14 protein-coding genes are annotated in these 19032 nt (G+C 38.3%); 3 read left to right on the top strand and 11 right to left on the bottom strand.

What is annotated here, in order from left to right:
* Positions 1-5 precede the first annotated feature (5 nt).
* The 11 genes from KSX81_RS13575 to aroQ form a co-directional block, all read right to left on the bottom strand.
* Positions 6-1568: a hypothetical protein gene (locus tag KSX81_RS13575; protein WP_004323060.1), complete on the bottom strand. Its 1563-nt coding sequence runs from the start codon at positions 1566-1568 to the stop codon at positions 6-8.
* Between the two features lie 99 nt (positions 1569-1667).
* Positions 1668-3308, bottom strand: a complete 1641-nt coding sequence (locus KSX81_RS13570) for a SusE domain-containing protein (protein WP_004296516.1) — start codon at positions 3306-3308, stop codon at positions 1668-1670.
* A 32-nt stretch (positions 3309-3340) separates the two neighbouring features.
* Entirely contained in the window at positions 3341-5287 is a 1947-nt protein-coding gene (locus KSX81_RS13565) for a RagB/SusD family nutrient uptake outer membrane protein (protein WP_004296517.1), read from the bottom strand.
* An 11-nt stretch (positions 5288-5298) separates the two neighbouring features.
* Positions 5299-8688, bottom strand: a complete 3390-nt coding sequence (locus tag KSX81_RS13560; protein WP_004296518.1) for a TonB-dependent receptor — start codon at positions 8686-8688, stop codon at positions 5299-5301.
* A 151-nt stretch (positions 8689-8839) separates the two neighbouring features.
* Positions 8840-9955 (bottom strand): FecR family protein, encoded by a 1116-nt coding sequence (locus KSX81_RS13555; protein ID WP_004296519.1) that lies wholly within the window; start codon positions 9953-9955, stop codon positions 8840-8842.
* A gap of 154 nt (positions 9956-10109) precedes the next feature.
* Complete coding sequence (locus tag KSX81_RS13550; RefSeq protein ID WP_004296520.1) at positions 10110-10661, bottom strand: RNA polymerase sigma factor; 552 nt, start codon at positions 10659-10661, stop codon at positions 10110-10112.
* Positions 10662-10806: 145 nt separating this feature from the next.
* On the bottom strand, positions 10807-12033 hold the full coding sequence (locus KSX81_RS13545; protein ID WP_004296521.1) for an FtsX-like permease family protein: 1227 nt from the start codon (positions 12031-12033) through the stop codon (positions 10807-10809).
* A gap of 17 nt (positions 12034-12050) precedes the next feature.
* Positions 12051-12383, bottom strand: a complete 333-nt coding sequence (gene rbfA, locus KSX81_RS13540) for a 30S ribosome-binding factor RbfA (protein WP_004296522.1) — start codon at positions 12381-12383, stop codon at positions 12051-12053.
* Positions 12384-12400: 17 nt separating this feature from the next.
* A complete protein-coding gene (locus KSX81_RS13535) occupies positions 12401-13039 on the bottom strand; it encodes an O-methyltransferase (RefSeq protein WP_004296523.1) in 639 nt (212 codons plus the stop codon).
* Between the two features lie 18 nt (positions 13040-13057).
* Complete coding sequence (pyk, locus tag KSX81_RS13530; RefSeq protein WP_004296524.1) at positions 13058-14515, bottom strand: pyruvate kinase; 1458 nt, start codon at positions 14513-14515, stop codon at positions 13058-13060.
* A gap of 38 nt (positions 14516-14553) precedes the next feature.
* The gene (aroQ, locus tag KSX81_RS13525; RefSeq protein ID WP_004302531.1) at positions 14554-14973 is read right to left on the bottom strand and encodes a type II 3-dehydroquinate dehydratase; all 420 of its coding nucleotides are present in this window, start codon (positions 14971-14973) and stop codon (positions 14554-14556) included.
* A gap of 73 nt (positions 14974-15046) precedes the next feature.
* Here aroQ and xerD point away from each other — a divergent pair, with 73 nt between their 5' ends.
* From xerD to KSX81_RS13510, 3 genes are all read left to right on the top strand, one after another.
* Positions 15047-16006, top strand: a complete 960-nt coding sequence (gene xerD / locus KSX81_RS13520) for a site-specific tyrosine recombinase XerD (RefSeq protein WP_004296526.1) — start codon at positions 15047-15049, stop codon at positions 16004-16006.
* 135 nt (positions 16007-16141) lie between these two features.
* Positions 16142-17836, top strand: coding sequence for a tetratricopeptide repeat protein (locus KSX81_RS13515; protein ID WP_004296527.1), 1695 nt, complete (start codon positions 16142-16144; stop codon positions 17834-17836).
* Positions 17837-17948: 112 nt separating this feature from the next.
* Positions 17949-19019: a TlpA disulfide reductase family protein gene (locus KSX81_RS13510; protein WP_004296528.1), complete on the top strand. Its 1071-nt coding sequence runs from the start codon at positions 17949-17951 to the stop codon at positions 19017-19019.
* Positions 19020-19032: the final 13 nt, after the last annotated feature.

The raw sequence follows: 19032 nt of genomic DNA, 5'->3' as shown, positions 1-19032 counted from the left end.
AGCTCTTATTTTTTTATGCTTACTTTCGACAATTTTAACCAGCCCGAATCCAATATATCCCCTTTGGCGGCAATATCCAGCCCTACGAGATCTTTATTACTCCGGTCAACCAAGCCCACAGCCCAAACATAAGTACCCGTTTCAACTTTGGACATATCCGGCTCAAATACATATTCAGCGGGACTTCCTTTTATCCACTTGGATAAATCTGTATCCGTATCCACAAATGTATATCGCACCTCATTCGTTTCAGAATCAAGCAAAGCGAAAGCTACTTTATATTTTTGATTCCATTGCGGAATATTAGTAGGACAGTACCCCCATCCCAGATTGTTCCAGCAATGTTTAATAGTCGGCGGTGTTTTTTTAGAGACTTCTAACGGCAAAGAGATTTCACTGGGATAGAGCCTATACCCGCCTTCCCGAAGGAATCGGCGTACTAAATCAAAAGCATCTTTAAACCAGGACTTTGTATCACCAAAACGAAAATCCATCATATTGACATGTGCCTCTTTGCTGTCATCAAACTCACCGCGTCTTACGTCCTCGTGTGAATCCTTGCGATATCCTCTAGGATCCTGCCAATAATTATGTGATTTGACAATCCAGCCACCTTCCATAATAATGGGGCATATATTACGATATTTTTCTGCAAACCTACGTTCCCAACTACCATAATAGGTTGTCATACCAAATGCATCATGACGTAATGAATATCCTTTCTTGATTGCTTCTTCCAGCATTTCTTCACTGTCAGCAGCAAAATGTTCATCATCTACCCAATCTTTTCCCGCACCAATCCATCTATGGTAGTTAATTACTACCGGAACTTTATCAAAAGCTTGAGAATATATATCTGTCACCCAATTGAAAACTGCTTTCTTTGGAGTATCATCACCTGTTGAATAAATCATTGTATGATATTCTCCCCATTTCCCAAGTCCGAATCCATCTATAAATTCAACTTTCGAAGGATCGTTGAAATCTTTAGCCAGGGCCTTCACAAATTTAGTATAGTACTTCTGAAAAACAGGATCGTCAGAATAAGGTGACCATTTACCTTTATTCATAAATCCTTTTGCACCGGCATCTTTTACAAATTGAGGAGTAAATTCTGTTCTCTTATCACGACTGTCAACTACAACACGAAATGCCAAACGCATATTCCGCTGATAAGCTCCTTCAATATATGCTCTCAAATTAGAATCAATCTTCCAACCATATACATCTTCCTGTGGATTAAAATCTGTCCAACTAGCGCGAATATAAAGCGTATGAGCATAATCTGTCACACTAACATTGTGTCCCAGTTCAGGAATATACATATGGTCATACTGTGCCCAAAAATCTGCAGCATCCACTCCCATACTTGCATAGAGCACCCATCCTGTAAGCGGGTTATGAAGAATACGCAAAGAATCAGGCTGAATCGTAACTATGTTATTCTCTGATAGTTCCTTATCAAATGAAACGGCTGAATTCTCGTCTCCGAAAACAGGAGATAAAAGGAACATAAACAGACAAAGAGACACAATTACTCTATAATAACTAATCTTTCTTATAACCATACTACTAATTGTTTTTTTAAAGAGTGCTATATCATTGTTCTCTTTATTCATATAAAAATCACGAGATTGATATAGCACTCTTAATTTTATCCTGCTTGATTATCTCTTATCAAAGAATACTGTCAGTTCTTTAATATCTAATTCTATGTAATTAACTCCTACAGGTACACTAAAGAAAGCATAGCGGTTGTTAGCTTGGCCACCGACTACAGTCTGTTTCTGATTGTAGTCACTCTCTGCAATATCAAGGCAACCGTCATAAGATCCTCTGATGGCATCTGCTGTTGAACCAAAGGTATAGCAACCGGCACTTTGCGGTCCGACTTTAAAGTTCAATCCACCCGGATGTGCATTTCCATCTTTGTCTTTAATGGAATTCTTTCTGGGTAACTCCGCTCCTTTGTATATAAACAAATAAGGATTTGCCAAACTAGGTGTCATAGAATGAGCCATAGTGAATCCTGTATCACCAGTGCCATCTTTAGCCCATCCATCGTATGGTCCCCAAATAAAGACTCTTTCAATAGTGGTAGTCACCGTATTATTATTCCATGTCCACGAAACAACCATTGGTTTAGGATCTGTTTCGGGGGAGTAAATCGTAACCTTTTTAGTATTTATATTAATCACAACACGATAGACACCTGCAGTCTTAATATTCCAATGATAAGCAAGTGCAGCTGCTTCCGGGCTCATTGTCGAGATATTCATTGCTGTACCATCTGTAAAATCGCCCGATTCTTCGGGAGCAATAGCCATATCTTTCTGTCCATTAAACAAGATCGGGAAATAAATAGTACCAGGTTGCAGTTCTGCATGGAACGCATATTGATTTTCATCTTCTATCGTGCGAGTCATCTCTACATCTGCGCTAACACAAGTTCCGGCAATATAGATTTTATCAGCTTCTATAAAATTACTAGCCAAACCTATAGTAACGGTACGTGTTTCAAAATCTACCACTACACGATACTGCCCATCTTCAGGAATCACCCAATATCCAGCATTATCTGTTCCCTTAATTTTAGCTTCCATTGCTCCATCAGTAATCTGTTGTTCTGCAGTAACTGGTGAAATGGCATTAATCTTATTTTCATCTTTCCAAACAATCGGGAAGTGAAGGTTACCTGCCTTCAAGTCACAAATGGAAACATAACGCTTCGGCTGACTTTCCATTGGCAAGATTTCAATATCTTCACCATTAACAGCTGTGCCTGACATATAAAGATGGTCTGCAACAAAGGTCTTTTCAGAATACATCTTTACTTTTATAGTAACTGTAGAAACTTCCGGTTTTACAAACTTTGGGCCTTCTATAGAACCGATAATACGGGCTTGTAACTTTACTAAATCACCAGGATGCTGCTTCCACTTTGACACCAATAAACTTTGCAATTCTTTATGAGTATAACTTTTAGAAAAATCATCATCAATATACTCTCTTATCATTGTGTTTGTTCCAAAACTGTTATTTTCCAGATCCATTTTATAAAGATAGGAGATATAATAGTCAGAGCCTATTGGATCAGCTTCCGTCCAGTTTAACGTCAATGCAACCTCATCCGGGGTATCTTCCTTGAGTTCTATTTCATAATCAGAAGGAGTCAGGACTAAACTTGTACGATTATCGAGCAAATCAGTAGTATCGTCATCATCATTACATGCTACCATGAAACACGAAGCAAGTGTCAGGAAGAAGAACCGTAAAAGGTTCTTCTTAAATATATATCCGTTTTTCATATCTATATTCAATATATTAATATTATAACTATTTATTGGTTTCCGACGGTCCAGTCAGGAGTTTGTACCAAATTCCAATTCTTATCAATATCGTCCTGTGGAATAGGCCACCAATAGCTTATAAATTTACGTGTCTGATATACTGTACGAGTATAATATTTATTTCTATAGTCCGCATCGGATACTTTAATATAAGCATTCATGCCATAAAAATCACCATCCAATACTTTCTCGGCTAATTTCCAGCGACGCAGATCATTAAAACGAAGTCCAGATTCACAATTCAATTCCACACGCCTTTCTTGACGAATTAACTCGCGCATTTCTACAGGATCTGATGGGGCTGTTATCTTGCCTTCTTCAGCTGAAACACTATATTCGGGAATACCCGCACGCTCACGAATCAAATTGACATATTTCAGAATCTCTTTTTGATTAGCAGTATAAGTGCCCTTCTCAATGCTATATTCATTTAACGCCTCAGCATAACTTAAATAGATCTCTGCCAAACGACATAATGCACCATGACGGTTTTTATAATCTCCACTGCCTTCTTTGGGATTTGCAGATGGGTCTACTCTCTTACGTACCAGATAGCCGCTCCATGGAGCGTCGTGAGAGGGACCACCGTCTTTACCATCCATATAAAAGTCAGTATTTCTCTTACCACCAATATGCCATTGTTCGTTATGCAGTACTGAAATATAAAAACGAGGCTCGCGATCACAATACATTTTATATGTATTGGCGTCTACAACTACATTTTCATCTTTATTACGATCTCCTTCTGAAGACCCATACTGCCACTTTGTAGAATAAGTCTCTTTTTGCGTACTAAAGCCTGTCTCTGAATAATTAGCATCTGGATTAACTTTAGGAGAGCCATCCGAATTATAGCCTATAATAGGTCTTTGACCGTTTCTCATGAAAAAAGCATCAACCAAAGATTGAGTTATTCCGATCGCTCCCACGCCATTAATACCCAAACCACGTGGGATACAGTTTTTATCATACCATCCACCGGAATCCATTGTACGAACAAACAGTAATTCTCTGTTGGCTTCATTCCATCTCTTCATCACTGCATTTTGATAAGAAAGAAAAGGATCAATATCACCGTTATCCAAATATTCATAATGCAAATGATAGCCAGATGCTTCCGCCTCATCTATAACCAGTTTACAAGCATCCACTGCCCTTTTCCATCGTTCCGGATCATGTGTAGAATTAAAGATAGGGGTTCCATCAATGTTTTTTATATTCGCCAATGCAGGATTACCATTCACCAAGTCACTTGCAGCAAATAATAAGATACGCGCACGCATTGCCAAGCACCCGACAGAAGTTACACGACCATATTTCTTATCTTCAGTTTGAGTGGCAGGTAATTGTTTTGAGGCTTCCAACATTTCTTGATCCGCCCAATCAATTACATTATAAAACGGCTCTTGTTTCAACATCAAATCATCAGCCGAAGTACTTTCACTAGCCTCGCGAATAATGGGAACTGAACCATAAGCTATAGCCATCATAGAATTATAATAAGCTATAAAGAAACGACATTCAGCTTTCATAAAGTCCACTTCTTCAGCCGGTACAGCCTCCAGCGGGTGAGCATGTTTGATAAACAAATAAGCGGAACGGATATATTTAGGATAAGTATTCCAATAAGTAATTACTCCGGGATTGTCTGCTGTCCAGTTACCTTTTTGATATTGAATGGCTTTAAATCCTTGCGCTTCCCAACCAACCGAAGGAATCAGTTCATCAGCTATGGCATCCGGACCATCATAAGTATAATATTCAGGCAGGCCGCGATAAACATATGCCAGCCAACGTTCCATATTCTTTTTATTCTCAAATACTGATTCTAAGTCCAACTGGTCATCCGGTTGCTTATCCAGATAATCAGAACAAGAAGAAAAAGCAAATGTCGTAATAATACTTAATACTATAAATTTTAATATGCTATTTTTCATATGCCCTATTATTAGAATTTAATTTCAAAACCTGCAGATAACGATTTCATAATTGGGTACGCAGCCCCTGTAGTATTCTCGACTTCCGGATCCCACAAATCAAATTTTGAGAATGTTAAAAGATTTGTTCCTCTCACGAAAAGACGAATGCCTGATATAACTGTAGTATTTCTCCACAAATTCTTTGGTAAAGAATAACCAAGTTCAATGTTTTTTAAACGTAAAAAACTCATATTCCGCAGCCACCACGTAGAGGATTGGTTATTATTACTATTTATACCATCATCCAAACGCGGATAAAATACGTTCTGACTTGGGTTGTCTACAGTCCAACGATCATTTGCATTAGTAAACATATTGCCTGTCACTCCTCTATTGGCACCCGGAATAATACTTGATCCTAATATATTCCAACTACGACCTATGCCTTGGAAGAGAGCTCCAAAATCTAAATTCTTATATTTCATATTCAGTCCAAAGCCATATACTATCTCCGGATCTTTTGTTCCTCCGATTGGAGATTTATCAAATACGTCCACTTTACCATCACCATTGACATCTCTGTATCTGATATCCCCCGGACGTAATTTACCTACAAAACTTTGAGTCGGAATTCCTTCTTTCAGTTTACCTGTACTTACGTCTTCAAAGTCGTCTGCCGTAAACAAACCTTCTGCTATATAGCCAGTTAATTGCCCTACCGGATGCCCTGTTTCAGCACGGTTAGTACCAACTACTGCACTAGGTTCATCCTTTTCTGTTATTTCATTATGAGCATAGGTAAATGTTCCCATTAAGCTGACAAATAAATCCTTGCCAAACTGTTTATTAACATTTAAAGAAACTTCTACACCCTGATTAGTCACTTTTCCAAAATTCTTCCAAGGCTGCTTCATAAATCCAGCTGTCATTGGAACAGACTCACGTGGCATAAATATATCTTTACGGCGTTCATCGAAATAGTCTAATTGCAAATCAATCATACCATTCAGGAAACCTAGCTCAACCCCCAAATTCATCTTATTAACAATCTCCCATGTCAAATCTTGTACTGCAAACTCGCCTTCTGCCATACCAGTTAAGCCATAACTGCTATCCAATCCCCATTTATACATGTTTAATGTCTCATAGTCATCGGTAATTGTAGAGAGGTATGCAAAACGGCGTCCACCTAAATTAGCATTACCTACCTGACCATAGGATGCACGCAATTTCAATTTAGATATGACTTTACGCAATGGTTGCATAAATGCCTCTTCCGATACAATCCAACCAATGGCTCCTGAAGGGAAAAAGCCATAACGCTTGCCTTTGGCAAAATTTTCAGAACCATTATAGCCAAAATTAAATTCACCTACATACTTACCCGAATAGGTATAAGATGCACGTCCTGCCAATCCCTGATTACGGTAAGGCAACTTGCTTCCATCATCATAATTACGACGATTAAACAATAACATTGCAGCAACGGAATGTTTCTCGGCGAATGTACGGTCATAAGACAAAGTAGCTTCCATATATACGCTCTTATTTCCATAATCACCGCTTTTTGAGTAATCCAGGAAATTAGTACCATTGGATTTTGATGCTATAATCAAATTACCTTCATCATCACGTCCTGTAGCAGGCACATAATAATCCGGTGTCTTTCCACGAGAAACAGTACCCGAAGAAAACCTGTCAAATGAGAATGTTCCTTTTACTTTCAATCCCGGAAGCAGGAATTTCAAATCTTGTTCTACAGAAAACAGTGTTTCAATCTTACTGTCGCTTTTTCTTTTATATCCACTTTGAGTAGCCCATGACCAAACGTTTGGCTCCTCTGTTGTCGGTATCTGCCCACTGGAATATTGTGCAGGGAAAGCATGAGGAACAGCAACGAACGCTTTCTGGAAAATTTGAGATATATCTTTCGTTGTAGAATTTCTATCTTGCAAATATCCACCAATATTAAAACGTAATTGCGTAGTAGGACTTAATTTCAAATCCACATTAGAACGCACGTTATAACGTTGTAATTTAATAGTAGGATCCCAATCATAGCTTTTATCACGTTTCAAAATACCACGTTCATTATACGCAGCAGCAACAAAAGAATAACGTAATGTCTCTGTACCACCGGAAATATCTACTGTTACACGCTGATTCGAAGCATAATCATTTGCAATTGCATCCATCCAATTCACGTCCGGATATAAATCAGGATCATACCCTGCACGAGTTTTTGCAATACGATCTGTATATTTAGGTTGTTGTCCTGTATCCATCAAGATATCATCCAAAACCTGCATATAATCCGCTGCACCCAAATACTCAGGAAGTTTAACCGGCTGTGTAGCTGCAAATTCAGCCTTTACAGTCACACGAGGTTTACCAACTTGTCCGCGTTTCGTATTAATTAAAATAACACCATTAGCTCCCCGCACTCCATAAACAGCACTTGCAGCAGCATCTTTCAACACAGAAAAAGATTCTATCTCTTCAGGATCAATATTATTCAAATCGCGTTCTATACCATCAATCAAAACCAATGGGTTTTGTCCGGCATCCTGGAACGTACTAATACCACGAATCCAGAAAGAAGAGTTATCATATCCCGGTTCACCAGAACGTTGCACAGCTAATACACCGGCAACCGTACCAGCCAGATTATTACTTATTGAACGAGTAGTAGAAACCTTTAACTTAGCAGGTTCAATCGTTGTGATAGAACCAACAACAGACTCTTTCTTTTGTGCGCCATAGGCAACTACTACAACCTCATCTAATTGACCAACATCTTCTACCATTTGTACATTAACAACCTTCCGGTTATTAACAACCTCTTCTTTAGGAACAAAACCAATATAACGAAAAGAAAGTACAGATTTTCTTTCAGGAACAATAATACTATAATTACCATTCATGTCTGTCAACGCATGTACTGTAGAATCATTTTTCAAAATGATTGTTACACCAATCAAAGGCTCACCTTTTTCATCTGAAACGTTACCTGTTACCTTAATACCCTTTTGTTGTGCAGTTTGTTGTACTTTAGGAGCTTCTGGCACCGAAATAGTAATTTGTCTCCCCGACATCTTATAATTCAGTCCTGTCTCTGAGAACAACTCTTTTAATACAGCATCTATTTTCTTATTGGAAACTGAAATGGAGACTTTGTTATTCAGATTTTTCTGAACATTAGCAGAGTAAATAAAAATATACTTACTATGTTTTTCGATATAATCTAAAATATCTTTAACTGTAACATTCTCATACTGTACTGAGAATAAATCTTCTTCGGAATTCCAACTAATAGAATTAGTACCGAATGAAGAGAATGGAATCATAAAAAAGACGTTTATAATGCAAAAAAGCTTAAGTCTTTTCTTTAAGTGTAGAAAAATAGTTTTCTTTACCATAAAAATTTCTTTTTAGGTTAACAATTTTGGATTTATTGATTTAACTAGGGAATTACTATCGGGTAAATACGGCAATATTTATCCGATTTTTTTTGTCATAATAGCAGTCTGTTCTTCATAGGCAAACATATTAAAAGATTAATTAAAAAAATTATTTATTTAAATATATACTAGTATCACTTTTTTCGATTGTGAATGGCAGGGTTTGCTGAATACATTCAATCACCTCGTCTATATCATCTTTCAAATCTAATTTCCCATACACTTTTTCTTTACCAATAATTGGATCACATTGAATAGATATACCATAATAGATGCTTAGTCTTTGAATGATCTGCGACAAATCATTACCATTCAATAGCATGATCCCCTCTACCCAACTAATATACTCTGCTACATCAACTTGCTTCTGATAAGCAATTGTACCATTTGCTATATTCAACAGATCATTAGGATTCAAGCGTGCTTTCTTTTCATTCTTATCAGTAACTTCTACCGCACCTTCCACCAATACAATATTAGTTGCCCCCCCTTTATAATTCGAGATATTGAACTTCGTTCCTAACACTTGCAGTTTAAAATCATCAGACTCCACTATAAAAGGATGTTTCTTATCATGCGCAACTTCCAGAAAAACTTCTCCTTGGGCATAGATTTTACGAATGTCTCCTTTAAAACAACGAGGATAAATCACTTTTGACTGAGAGTTAACGACCAGCCGAGTCCCATCAGACAATTCTACTCTAGCCCTTTTCCCCGCAGGAACAAGTAGCTGATTATATTCTTGTTCCTCTTTGGTTTTCTCTTCATTCTCTTTTATCACTTGTGAATTGACAGCAACTTTCCCCTCTTTCGAATACTTAATGAAAGCATCTTCATCCAAATTAAGCTGTTCCTTGGAAGTAATAAGAGTCACTTCCTCAACAGATTGGCTATCCATTTCTTCAGCAATAGCCTGGAAGTCTAAATTACCACTTCCATTCTGATTCAAAAAATAAATAGTTGAAATGCAAATCAAAAAGGAAGCAGCAATAGAAGCTGAAGCAACTAAGAAATATTTCTTTCTGCGCTTCATAGCATCTTTTCGCATCTTTCGTTGAGTCTTCTCTATGATAGAAGATGGATCAATCTTTTCCTGCGCACAATTTTGCCAAAAGAATTTCAATTTCTCTGCATCAGGCATAGAAGTAAAATCATCCTCAATATTTTCTTGAGAATTCAATTTACTAAATAAATCTGCGAGACGATGGTATTCTTTCAAGCTCATAATCCTTTTTTAATGTTGTTCTATAGATAAAGACGCAACTAAAAAAAAAATCTCCCAGTCAAAAATGATTTTTTTTCATTTTTCTTAGAAAACAAATAAAAGTAGGATTAGCTATGTGAAAAAATAAGGCATTAATAAGCAGGAGAGTAAAAACTTAGCTCTTGCGAGATTTCAGATTCAATCTTTTAGCAATTTCATCTAACGCAAAAGCAATATGGTTATTGATAGTCTTCACTGATATGTTCAACATATCTGCGATATCTTTATAAGGAAGTCCATCTATTTTTGCTAAGAAAAAGACATGTTTACACTTGGGAGGAAGTTGTTGAATGGCGTCATTAATTTTAGCCATTTCTTCCTTACTAATCATCTCCTCGGCTGGAGATTGAACCGGCTCAAAAATAAAATCTTCGATATCATCAAATGACAATTCATACTTTCCAGTTTCCTTCCGCAAAAAAGAAATCGCTTTTCGATAGGTGATTGTCTGGATCCAAGCATTCATATTGCCAATTTCAGCCAGACTTTTTCTATTTTTCCAAACTTCAAAAAAAACATCACTCACAATCTCTTCAGCTGACTCCTTCTGGCCAAGTAGCGCAAATGTATAGTGATATAAACGCGAAGAATAATGCTCCATAAAACGATTGAAAGCAATTTCATCGCCGTCTACTATTCTACATATTTCATTATTCTCAAGTTTCACAGAAGTATTTATAGATTATTTCCAATTAACAAAATTGAGCCAAATATAGCAGTATCGTATCAATTACGAAAATAAAACACCATAAAAAGGAATTAAAAGTTATCAATTATAGAAAAATGGCTATAATAAAAACATTACCATTTAGCTATAAAAGTCTCTTACTTAAATAACGTACAGGATACCATACAGAAAGGAATCCGACTGCCAAAACGGTGATAAAAATAAGTACCATATCCCAAGCATGAACACTGACAGGATAGGCGTCTACAACAAAAGTTCCGCCACCGCCCCCCAATGAAATTATACCGAATTTCTGTTGGATAAAACATAGGATTAAGCCGAGGACAATACCGGAAATAGCGCCAAAAAGAGAAATGAGACGTCCTTCAAAGAGGAATATTCGGGAGATGAGTTTATCACTAGCTCCAAGACTCCGCAAAGTTACTACATCATCCTTCTTATCCAAAATCAACATGGAAAGAGAACCAATTACATTGAAACAGGCAATCATTAAGATAAAGGTCAGAAATAAATAGGAAATAAGTTTCTCTATCTCCATAATACGGAAAACATCTGCCTGCTGCTGATAACGATTCTGAACAACAAAATCATCACCTAATATGTTTTCTATTTTAGATTGTACCGATGAAGTATTTACATTAGGCTTTAATTTCAATTCCATCGCAGAGACTTCTGTTGTATAATCCAGAAGCTGGCGAAGAAAATCGAGAGAAGTCAGAATATATTTCCCGTCATATTCTTGCTGATTCACAACAAATACGACACCCGGAGAATACAGGTAATCACGATTAAAAGAAGCTCCGGGATTTGCCATGTTCACTTTGGCATTCCGCTTGGGTAGATAAACCTGAAGAGGATCAACAAATTCCAAACCTGTACCCAAAGTCGCAACCAGTTCCACTCCCATGACCCCGTAGTTCACAATAGAGTCATGAAGAACAAATTCACCTGCGCCATAGAGTATACTGTCTATAGCAGTCAGTTCTTCAAAGTTATCCTCCACACCTTTCAATACAACCATAGCTTGCCGATCCTTGTATTGCACCATTGCATTTTCTTCAAGTGTTTCTGTAAACACCTCCACTTCAGGAAGTGCACAAACAGCGCGAATCCGTTTATCCTGCGCATCAAAGACTTTTCCTTCACGAACTGTTATTTTCAATTGCGGGTCAAAAGCCGTAAAAAAGCTAGCGACCATATCCTGAAAACCATTAAAAACGGAAAGAGTGCAAACCAAAGCAAGTGTAGCAAGGGCTACCCCACATACGGAAATACCGGATATGATATTAATAGCGTTATGCTTTTTTTTTGAGAAAAGATAACGCCTGGCTATATAAAAAGGAAAGTTCACCTCTGCAATGAATTATTTCACTTCAGCAATGAATCTATTTTCTCAATATAATCCAATGAATCATCCACAAAGAATTTCAGCTCGGGAATGATGCGCAACTGGTGACGCACACGAGTTCCAAGTTCATAGCGAATGGATTTCATATTGTTATTGATATTCTTCACCATCTCTTCCGCTTTCTCCGAAGGAAAAACACTGAGATAAACACGGGCAATACTCATATCAGGACTGATACGAACTGCACTAACAGAGACCAATGTGCCCGGCATGGACTTTGTTTGAAGCAGGAATATCTCACTTAGCTCTTTCTGCAACAGGCGAGATATCTTATTCTGTCTGGTTGTTTCCATAAATCTACTCTTTTATCTTACTTTTTTCTTATAATCGTTAATCCGTCACGTAAAGGCAATATCACTTTTTCCACTCGCACATCTTCCGCCACCAAATCATTGAAGGCTTTAATACCAATCGTCTGTGCATCCGTGTTGCGAGGCTGTTCGAGAACATGCCCGTCCCACAAAGTATTATCAGCAATGATATATCCGCCTGCAGATAAATGCGCCAACGTCATCTCGTAATATTCAATATACTTACGCTTATCACCATCAATAAAAGCCATATCAAAGGTAACACCTAAACACGGAACAAGTTCTAAAGCATCACCTATATAAAAACGAATTTTATCGGCAAATGGTGATTTTTCCAACCATGGACGGGTAAAATCCTCTTGTTCATCATTGATCTCAAACGTATGCAACATTCCACCTTCGGCCAGACCTTCTGCCAGACAAAGGGCAGAATAGCCACTATACGTTCCTATTTCCAATATCTGACGGGGCCGAATCATTTCTACAAACATTTTCAGCATCCGTCCCTGCAAATGCCCGGAAGCCATACGAGGACGGAGCAGTTTTACATGTGTGTCCCGGTAGAGCGACTTTAAATAATCGCTCTCGGGATCAATATGCTGCAAAATATATTCGTCTATTGATTCGGTTTCCTGCATAAAACAAATCTTTACGAATTACAGATAGCGGTTATTGTTAGGTAATACAGTCTCCTCTGCATGCTTCAAAGCATCTTCCACTACATTAATTTCGAGGAATGATGTTTTCGTTCCCGCCTTACCACTACTCAAATAACCAACCATATCAGAAGGCTGTAAACGACCTTCTTTCAACAAACGGCGCAATGCTGCAAAGTAATACTCCTGTCCGTTAGCTAATTCCGGCATATAGATAGCTTCCACACCATAAGACAAAGCCAAATGACGCATCGTCTTTTCTTTATAACAGATAGCCAACACCGGATACTTTCCACGGAAAGCTGCCAGATTGCGGGCAGTACGTCCGCTATAGCTATCAGTAATAATGGCACGTATTTTTAGTTTAGAGGTAGCCTTCACTGCCTGTTTAGCAAGGAATGCCGTAACATCATTACTATTCTCATCCAATGGAATACGGATATCATTTTCCTCCAATTTATCTTTTTCAGCCTGGGCAGCAATCTTAGTCATTGTTCTCACTGCCTCTACCGGATACTTACCATAAGCAGTTTCCCCACTCAACATCAATGCATCTGTACGATAGTAGATTGCATTAGCAATATCAGTCACTTCCGCACGAGTCGGACGAGGGTTATTTATCATCGTATGGAGCATCTGAGTAGCCACGATTACCGGCTTCTTTGCCAAAATACATTTGCGAATCAATACACGCTGGATTCCCGGGATACGTTCCTGTGGAACTTCAATACCCAAGTCACCACGGGCCACCATTACACCATCTGCCACTTCCAGAATTTCATCAATATTATCTACCCCTTCCTGATTCTCAATCTTAGCAATAATCTTAATATCACTATTATGAGCATCCAGAATTTCACGTATATCAAGCACATCCTGACGATTGCGTACAAAAGAATGAGCGATAAAATCAATATCCTTTTCAATAGCATAAAGAATATTGTTACGGTCTTTTTCCGTTAATGACGGAAGATTAATGCGAACACCCGGAACATTTACGCTCTTACGGCTTCCCAAAGTAGCATCGTTCTTGACTTCACACAACAAATAATCGTTAGTCTTATCAATAACTTCCAGTTCCAGATCACCATCATCAATCAGGATCATACCACCGATATTCAGATCGGACACAAAGTTCGGGTATGAAACAGCAATACATTCACGGGTTGTCTCCAAATCCGGATTACCTACAATCTTTACTTTATCACCTGTCTTATATGGAATTGGTTCTGCATTAGCCGTCGTACGAACTTCCGGACCTTTTGTATCCATCAAGATCGCAATACGGTTGGACACAGCACGTACATTTGCAATCAAAGCTTCAAAACCTTCACGGCTAGCGTGCGCTGTATTCATACGCACCACATTCATCCCAGCTTCAAACAACTGTTTTATAAAATCCACATCGCAACGTCTATCCGAGATGGAAGCCACAATTTTAGTCTGTTTCAATAACATAGTCTTTCTACCTATTATATATTATATTACCTTATTTATTATCTATCTAACAAAGCTTCCAAGGCCAAACGGTACGAATTCAACCCAAAGCCACAAATCACTCCCTTGCAGGCACAAGCAATCATCGATACGTGTCGGAAAGACTCCCGATTATGCACATTGGAAATATGTACCTCAATCACCGGAGACGTCACAGAGCGAATAGCATCCTGCAAGGCTATGGAAGTATGTGTATACGCACCTGCATTCAGAATGATGCCATCCACATCAAATCCTACCCGCTGTATGCAGTCTATCATTTCACCCTCAATATTCGATTGAAAATAGCCGATCTCCACGTCAACGTATCTTTTGCGAAGATCAACCAAGTAATCTTCAAATGTAACGCTTCCGTAAATGGAAGGTTCACGCTTACCCAACAGATTAATATTCGGGCCATTAATAATTTGTATCTTCATCGCGCAATCCTGTTTTTTATATACCTTTGTATCCAAAGAACAATATTTCAAGGTGCAAAGGTAGAAAAAAGAAATGGAAATCAACGAAAAAAAGAAGAAGAAGGAACAACAAGAGGTGATAATCAGGAAGTATCAGCAGTATCTCAAACTGGAAAAGTCTTTATCTCCTAATACGCTGGATGCCTATCTTACGGATCTGTACAAACTGATAAACTTTTTGGAGCAGGAAAAGGTAGGGATACTAGACGTATGTTTATCTGATCTTCAACATTTTGCAGCCGGATTACACGATATTGGCATTCACCCCCGTTCACAGGCCCGCATCTTATCAGGAATCAAATCATTCTTCCGTTTTCTCATTATTGAAGACTACCTGGAAGCAGACCCCAGTGAGTTATTAGAAGGACCTAAAATAGGCTTTAAACTTCCTGAAGTACTGACCGTGGAGGAAATTGACCGGATCATCTCCGCCGTCGACCGCAGCAAAGCCGAAGGACAGCGAAATAGAGCTATTTTAGAGACATTATACAGTTGCGGACTTCGCGTATCGGAGCTTGTCACCCTCAAGCTGTCCGACCTTTATTTTGATGAAGGTTTTATCAAAGTAGAAGGAAAAGGAAGCAAACAGCGCCTCGTCCCCATCTCTCCACGAGCCATTAATGAAATAAAACTTTACATACCAGACCGTAATCAAATTGAAGTAAAAAAAGGGCATGAAGATTTCGTTTTCGTCAGCCAGCGGAGAGGTAAAGGACTTTCCCGGATTATGATCTTTCACATGATAAAAGAATTAGCGGAAAAAGCAGGCATTACCAAAAACATCAGTCCGCACACTTTCCGGCATTCCTTCGCCACTCATTTACTGGAAGGTGGAGCCAATTTGCGAGCCATTCAATGCATGCTCGGACATGAATCTATTGCGACAACGGAAATCTATACACACATTGACCGCAACATGCTTCGTAGTGAGATTATTGAGCATCACCCGCGAAATATCAAGTACCGGAAAGAAAAAGAGGAGTTATTTCATTAAATTATGATAAAATCGCCCCCTTATCTATATAATTATATTAAGAATTAATATCTTTGCGTTACTTTTTCTGTGTGAGCAGAAGGAGGTTGGCAAATAGACGATATTTCAATTACAAACATTTAATTTATACCTAAAATGACTAAGAAGTTGTACTTGCCTTTACTCATGGCAATGGTTGTTGCATTATTCTCTTCTTGCAGCAAAAAAATGGGTGAATTATCAGCTGATTACTTCACTGTTACTCCGCAAGTGCTGGAGGCAGTAGGTGGTAAAGTTCCTGCGACCATCAATGGTAAATTTCCTGAAAAGTATTTCAACAAGAAAGCGGTTGTAGAAGTTACTCCGGTTTTGAAATGGAATGGCGGCGAAGCTAAAGGCCAACCAGCTACTTTCCAAGGTGAAAAAGTGGAAGGTAACGACCAGACTATCTCTTACAAGATGGGCGGTAGCTACACTATGAAAACGTCTTTCGACTATGTTCCGGAAATGGCTAAGTCTGAATTGTACCTGGAATTCAAAGCTACTATCGGTAAGAAAGTAGTTACTATTCCTGCTGTGAAAATTGCTGATGGTGTAATCTCTACTTCTGAATTAGTAAACAATACATTAGGTAACGCTAACCCTGCATTGGGCGAAGACGCTTTCCAACGTATCATCAAAGAAAAACACGATGCTAACATCATGTTCTTGATCCAACAAGCTAACATTCGTTCCAGCGAGTTGAAGACTGCTAAAGAATTCAACAAAGAAGTAGCTAACGTAAACGAAGCTGCTAACAAGAAGATCAGCAACATCGAAGTTTCTGCATACGCTTCTCCTGATGGTGGTGTAAGCTTGAATACTACTCTTGCTGAAAACCGCGAAGACAACACAACTAAGATGTTGAGCAAAGACCTGAAGAAAGCAAAAATCGACGCTCCGATCGATGCTAAATATACTGCACAGGACTGGGAAGGTTTCCAAGAACTGGTTTCTAAATCTAACATCCAAGACAAAGAGTTGATCCTCCGCGTTATTGCAATGTACCAAGATCCTGCTCAAAGAGAAAGCGAAATCAAAAACATCTCCGCTGTATACAAAGAATTGGCTAACACTATTCTTCCTCAGTTGCGTCGTTCTCGTTTGACTTTGAACTATGAAATCATCGGTAAGTCTGACGAAGAAATCACTAAACTGGCTTCTTCTAATCCTTCTGAACTGAATGTAGAAGAATTGCTGTATGCTGCTACACTGACTAGCGATCCTGCTAAACAAGAAGCTATCTATACTCAAGCTACCAAACAATTCCCGAACGATTACCGTGGTTACAACAACTTGGGTAAATTAGCTTACCAGGCTGGTAACATTGACAAAGCTGAATCTTACTTCAAGAAAGCTGCCAGTGTTAATGCTACTCCTGAAGTTAACATGAACTTAGGTTTGATCTCTTTGATGAAGGGTGACAAAGCTGCTGCAGAAGCATACTTCGGTAAAGCTGCCGGCACAAAAGAACTTGGCGAATCTATGGGTAACCTGTACATCGCTCAAGGGCAATATGAAAGAGCAGTAAACTCATTCGGTGACTCTAAGACTAACAGTGCTGCTTTGGCTCAAATCCTTGCTAAGGACTACAACAAAGCTAAAAATACATTGGCTAACGTAGAAAGACCTGATGCTTACACTGACTACCTGATGGCAGTTTTAGGTGCTAGAACTAATAATTCTTCTATGGTAACAAGCAGCTTGAAGAGCGCAGTTGCTAAAGATTCTTCATTAGCTAAGAAGGCAGCTACTGACCTGGAATTTGCTAAATTCTTCACAAATGCAGATTTCATGAACATCATTAAATAAGAGAATTACCACTCTATTTTAAATATTAAGAATTGCCTGTCATTATAAATGACGGGCAATTCTTTTTTTTTATCTGTAAAAACCGTACTTTCGCAGAAAAGAAATCAAAGCAATGAAAAAGAGTAGCATTTTAATCCTCATAATCATTTGTCTATGCAGTTGTGGTAAATCTTCAAAGAAGGTTAGCATAACCGGGGAAATCAAAGGCCTGGGCACAGATACGCTTTATCTGTATGGAATGGACGAATCATTCGACCGGATAGATACCATTTTCGCGAAGAACGATAAATTCTCTTATACAGCTTCAATAGACACCATTACTTCTGCCTTTTTACTTATTGACAATCAGACAGAATATCCAATCTTCCTTGACAAAGGAAATCAGATCAAAATAAAAGGAGATATCAATCACCCGGAATATCTGGATATCAATGGTAATATATATAATGAAGAGTTTACAAACTTTCAGAAAGAACTAAATAGCCTGCCTACCCCATCCGAGAAAGATTTAGAGCAAAAAGCAGAAGAATTCATCATGAAGCATCATTCTTCTTTTGTCAGCCTCTACTTGTTGGATAAATACTTTGTTCAGAAAGATTCGCCCGATTTCAACAAAATAAAGAAGCTAATTGAAGTCATGACAGGAATATTGCAAGACAAGCTGTATATTGAACAGCTCAACGAAGCCATCTCACTGTCAGAGAAAACAGAAACAGGCAAATATGCTCCCTTCTTCAGTCTATCTAACATAAAAGGAGAGAAAATTACCCGGTCATCAGAAGATTTCAAGAAAAAGAACTTGTTAATCAACTTTTGGGCTTCATGGGGAGATAGCATTTCCAATCACCAAAGCAATACCGAGTTAAAAGAGATCTATCAGAAATATAAGAAGAACAAACATATAGCCATGCTCGGTATCTCCCTTGATATGGATAAACAAGAATGGCAGGATGCTATAAAACGTGATACGCTCAATTGGGAGCAAGTCTGTGATTTTGGCGGACTAAATTCCGAAGTAGCCAAACAATACGCCATCAAGCAAGTTCCCAGCAACATTCTTCTGTCGGCAGACGGTAAGATTCTCGCGAAAAACCTCAAAGGAGAACAATTGAAGAAGAAAATTGAGGAAGTAGTCACTGCTGCTGAAGAAAAGGAAAAACAAGACAATAAGAAGAAAAAATAATCAATAATCAAAC

The sequence above is a fragment of the Bacteroides sp. MSK.18.37 genome, assembly GCF_019129155.2.
In the GTDB taxonomy this organism is placed as follows: domain Bacteria; phylum Bacteroidota; class Bacteroidia; order Bacteroidales; family Bacteroidaceae; genus Bacteroides; species Bacteroides ovatus.
This window is presented reverse-complemented; position numbering and strand designations above follow the sequence as displayed.